The organism is Haloarcula mannanilytica, assembly GCF_005406125.1.
Taxonomy (GTDB): Archaea; Halobacteriota; Halobacteria; order Halobacteriales; family Haloarculaceae; genus Haloarcula; species Haloarcula mannanilytica.
Genome location: NZ_BIXZ01000025.1, coordinates 1 through 4,686 on the forward strand (window position 1 = coordinate 1; position 4,686 = coordinate 4,686).

At 50.3% G+C, this 4,686-nt stretch carries 4 protein-coding genes and 1 pseudogene; 4 read left to right on the top strand and 1 reads right to left on the bottom strand.

What is annotated here, in order from left to right; translation table 11 throughout:
- Positions 1-984: 984 nt before the first annotated feature.
- The 4 genes from Harman_RS21105 to Harman_RS21120 all read left to right on the top strand — a co-directional run bounded on the left by Harman_RS21105 (position 985) and on the right by Harman_RS21120 (position 4,613).
- Entirely contained in the window at positions 985-2,658 is a 1,674-nt protein-coding gene (locus Harman_RS21105) for a transposase (RefSeq protein ID WP_137685629.1), read from the top strand.
- A gap of 440 nt (positions 2,659-3,098) precedes the next feature.
- The gene (locus Harman_RS21110) at positions 3,099-3,392 is read left to right on the top strand and encodes a hypothetical protein (protein ID WP_137685630.1); all 294 of its coding nucleotides are present in this window, start codon (positions 3,099-3,101) and stop codon (positions 3,390-3,392) included.
- Between the two features lie 212 nt (positions 3,393-3,604).
- Positions 3,605-3,979 carry a hypothetical protein gene (locus Harman_RS21115; RefSeq protein WP_137685631.1) on the top strand — a complete coding sequence of 125 codons (375 nt, stop codon included), beginning with the start codon at positions 3,605-3,607 and terminating at the stop codon, positions 3,977-3,979.
- Between the two features lie 211 nt (positions 3,980-4,190).
- Positions 4,191-4,613 (top strand): hypothetical protein, encoded by a 423-nt coding sequence (locus tag Harman_RS21120; protein WP_137685632.1) that lies wholly within the window; start codon positions 4,191-4,193, stop codon positions 4,611-4,613.
- Here the strand turns inward: Harman_RS21120 and Harman_RS21125 are convergent.
- Positions 4,591-4,686 (bottom strand): annotated as a pseudogene (locus Harman_RS21125) (IS5 family transposase); the annotation flags it as partial. The gene Harman_RS21120 and the pseudogene Harman_RS21125 sit on opposite strands and share 23 nt — an antisense overlap.

The following is a 4,686-nucleotide window of genomic DNA, read 5'->3' on the forward strand; positions in this document are numbered from 1 at the left end:
AATAAGCCGAGCAGAGACAGCACTACTGCTCGGTATCAGTCTCCTGTTTTTTGTGTACGGCATGGCGCAGTGGACGAACACTATTACTTATACTCCGCCCCCCTTTGCCTATTTTCTTGCAGGGATTGTCGCCCTGCTTTGGAGTGTGTCGCTCCACCGTCGAACGTAAACTGACTCACCTCTACTGACCAAACCATGACTTATTTGAGAAGTCGTTATTCATTATTTCAGGTGTGTCATTAAGAGATGGCCGCTCGGTATGCCTGCGAACTGAGCGAGTCATATCCTTGAGATGGCCACATACGCAAAGGGAGCCACGCACATATAGAGCATAGCAATAACGCGAAACCAAGTCGCCATTTTTCGTCTATCCCGTGGAAGGACATCTGCAAGTGTGAGCAGAAGAACCCATGGTGTCCCAACAATTGCGGTTGGAACGGATCTCCAACCTACCCATATTGTCCATACGATAGCAAATGCAAACATAATCCACGAGAGCTTGGTTCTTCGGGGCTCTCGGGAAAGTGTAGAGAGGACCGAATTAGAGATCGTATTGTCCTCACCCATAAGTCTACATCTATCTTTATCGACATAATATCTTTGCTGTTATTTGGATTCTCTGGCTAACCGATCTATGACTACCCTGTACTAACTGCTCAGTATATCTGCGAACCAATGAAATGGGATATTATTTGTACTTGATAGAAAACATGACCGAATATGGTCCTGAGTTTAGCAGCGTACGTCCATGCATCGATTCGAACCGAAGATCACGACTTTCGTACTGGGTTTGCGATTATACTCTTCTTTGCTGATACGATCATTGCGAGTACGTTCGTTCCGAATCTGCCGTTGTGAGATTGATATCGGTCCAGTCTGTACTGACTACTGCCCACTCATACTACTTAGCGACATTGGGAGCTGAATGTGTTTTCTATTAACATTTAGACGGATTTTTCGCCGTGTCGTGGCCAGTATCTCGTAGTGGTTGCGAGTTGTGACTCACAACGCAGTGTCTTTCGACGGATCGCACAACAGTCATACACTGAGTGGCCAGCATATGATTCGACGCCACTGTACGACCGGAGTTCACTTGGCAGCCTCAAAGAAGACATCCGGACCGTTGCCTCCACATGGTTTGACCATCAGGCTCACCACTCCGTTGACGAGTTCGTCGTACACTACCCAGTAGCGTATTTTCGGTTTCGATCACACGACCGGTATTCTGGAGCAACCCAGTACGAAATGGTGCAACTGTTCCGACTGTTTCTGCTCAAAGAAATTCACGGGTTGAGTCATGAAACGGCACTTCTCACGTACTTCAGCCACCACCCAGAACTCTGTGAGCAGTTGGGCTTGACAACGGTCCCAAACCAGTCGACACTGTGGCGCAGCTGGCACGAACGGTTCACTACAGAACTTCGTGAGACAATTGAGGCAGCTGCGCAGACGATTCTGATCAAAGCCCAGAACGCAGATGTTGCTGTTCCGCGCGAGCCAGAACGGAAGTTTCCATCTCACGGTGACGAAGAGGAACCAGCCCCAGACGATCAAGCTATCCTCAACGAAGCGGGATCGATTACCGACCATATCAGCCGCATTGTCTTCCCAGCCTTCTCACTGAATCGGGACGATGGCTGTGAGATTCATGAGAACGCCTATTGGGACTTACAAACGCATCTCGGACTTCGTGAGGGGCTGGCTGCTAACGAAGGAGCCCGCAGCTTCGTCTACGAATCGACCCGGGATCGGACGCCGTTAGGACACGCTCATCGCGAGCACATCCGCGACCTCTCTATTGAACAGATTCGGGAGATGTACCGGCGAGCAGTGAATCGATTACTGGATGAAGTCGCAGAGACGAAAGAGTTCTTCCGAGCTGGGATCGTCGCTATCGATATTACGGAAGCCGACCCGTTTACTGGGAATCGGACGGGTCACGAGGACGAAATCATCGGCACGAAGGAGAAAACCGACGAGTACGCCTATCAGTGGGCGACAGTCCAGCTGGTCGGCAATGCGGTTCCAATCGTATTGGATGCACGGCCTGTACGAAAAGGCGAATCACGGAAAGAGATAGTTGAGGATCTGCTGGATTCAGCCCAAGACGCCGTTCACGTCGATAACGTACTGATGGACCGAGAGTTCGACAGCCAGCACATTCTGGAGATGCTCAGCCAGCGCGGCCTCTCCTATGTGGTGCCGAAACGAATGCAGACCAGCGAGAAAGCCCAGGCCAAACGCCTGCTCCAGCGGGGTCAAGACCGATACGAGACCGACCGGAAACTCCATCTCGGGAAAAACGAGTGGCACGAGACAACGCTGATCTATCGACGAAAGGAGGACTCTGAGCATGATGATTACCGGCAGTACTCGGTGTTCATGTCGAATCATGGGGGTAGTTTCCTCACCGAGTACGGGTATCGCTGGGAGATCGAGAGCGGATACAAATCCATCAAGCGGTTCATGGCTGCGACGACGTCGAAAAATTTCGGGCTACGATTCTTCTATTTCGCGTTTGCGTGCCTGCTGTACTCAATTTGGCGAGCTGTCGACCTGCTGGTTCAGGTCGAATTGACTGGTGAGTACGAGCATTCGCCGATTGTGACGGCTGATAATACGCTGACGCTGTTGAAGAAGGAAACTGGAATCGGGTAGAGAGGAGACTCAATCTGGGATAGCACGATGTTTGAGTGGCTACACTACAGAAAGCAATCGGAGTTCGGTGATATAGTCAGTAGTACATCAATAACGGGTGATTGAGAGCTAATCTGAAGCTGTTCTTGGTCACTTAATCGTCCGAATATATGCATTACAGCCCCGCTAAATCCGCTGTAGTCTCAACTTCCATTGTCGGAGGAAGTATCGCAAATGTCTGGACCGGCTGGATTCAATCTACGACAAATTTTCTCATCGGGTCGGCCCTCCTCCTGATATCGGCTTACCTGATCGCTCCAGGGGGCGACGGCGCTACCCACTTCGACTGGCCGCGAATACGAGGCTACATAGCCGCTGGTTTCGCAATACTCTTCCTGCTGAACGCTTCATAAATATAGCTGCTGGGAAGAGGCTAAGTGCCCTCAACCCCCATATTACGTATGTCGCTGTCTGACCCACCCGCTGAAAACAACCCGGGTCAATATGAGGTCGAGGACATGTCGATAGTCGACCGAAACGGAGAAGAAGTAGTCGCTCTTGGTGACAGTATCAAGCCAGTTGACGGGTCATTCCTTGATCTTCAGCCAAGTGACTCTATAATCGTCGCTACCTTTGACACAGACGCCGGAGATGTGCTTATGATAGAGGTCGTCGGATCAGAAAAAGTGGCCCGCATTGCAGCCGACTGTCTTGATGACCTACTTGGGTCACAACTCGCTCGTAATCCGGCGTGACATCACACGCACCGTGGACGCCGGGGTAGGTATCACTCAGCGGCCGAGTGTGTGAGTGCAATCGACCCGGTATTATCCGAAATAACTATTGCTGTTTAGCCACGAATCGCTGTATTTGACTCTTAGACCGTCTCTCATTGGATTCTAGCAGTTCAGGCCTGAATCCACACTAACGTTTATGTATCTAAGATGTTATATTTCAAGGAAAGAATATGCTGAGGCTCATCGAGACATTCCCCCAAACGCAGGATGACAACACCGGCGAGTTTAGCTATAGTGAGTTTAGTATCCGCAGGCATGAAGTTGAGGATGAGATTGTTTATGCTGTCATGTATTTTCCACCAGACCCAAAGTGGAAGTTTGAACAAAAACCAGTGGAAGGGACCTTTGGCTTTAGGGACACTGAGACTGGAAAGGAGACAGAAGTCCTCGATGCCGAATTGAATTTAAATAAAGAATCTTCCACTGATTCTAAACCTATGACGGTAGTGATACGTCGCGATAACCCAATAGAAGAAATCGAAAATCACCTCACTGATGGCCGCCTCGACGTGATGGACCAGCTCCCATACGAACAATACCTATAGTCGTTGGTAAACCACCGCTCGTCCTAATCAAACGGGGATTCTTCCTGTATTTAGCCTAGTGCAAAAATGAGACAATGAGTACAGATACAGACGTTGATGCAACATTCATTTTGATGGCGGTGCCCGCCCAAATCCAGGGCCTGCTCCATTTAATCGCTATCGCGGCAGCAGTCGCACTGGCAGACTGGTTCAATAGCGAGGACACCTCAAAATGAACGATGCAGATCAAGACACGGACTATCTCAAGTTCGGATATCCAAACGTCGGCTACGTGATTGACGGGCTTGAAGATTCGACAATTCGAGTCGGGTTAGAGAGGGACTTCGAGGTCGGCCAACGTATTGAATTGCGGACGCCGAAAAACACGGTGTTCGGTCACGGTACTGTCCAAGATATCTATACAAGTCGCGTCGAGGTCGCACATCACGATGTCGTCGTTGTCGACGGGCGTGAACACCCGTCAGAGTCCAAGCATGACCTGCCCACGTCTCTTCGAGACCACTATCCCGATGCAGAAGTGAGATACGACACCGAGGTTACTGTAGTGTATTTCGACGCAGAGACCGGTTTAGAGAAACTTGGCTCCATTGAATCACCATACGGCGTTGGAATCAGGCGGTCACGTACTGTTTGATGTTGTAGACCGTACACATCAGGACGATTTCACGGAACTCACGGTACCATTCACGCGCTCGGACGGCGGAGCC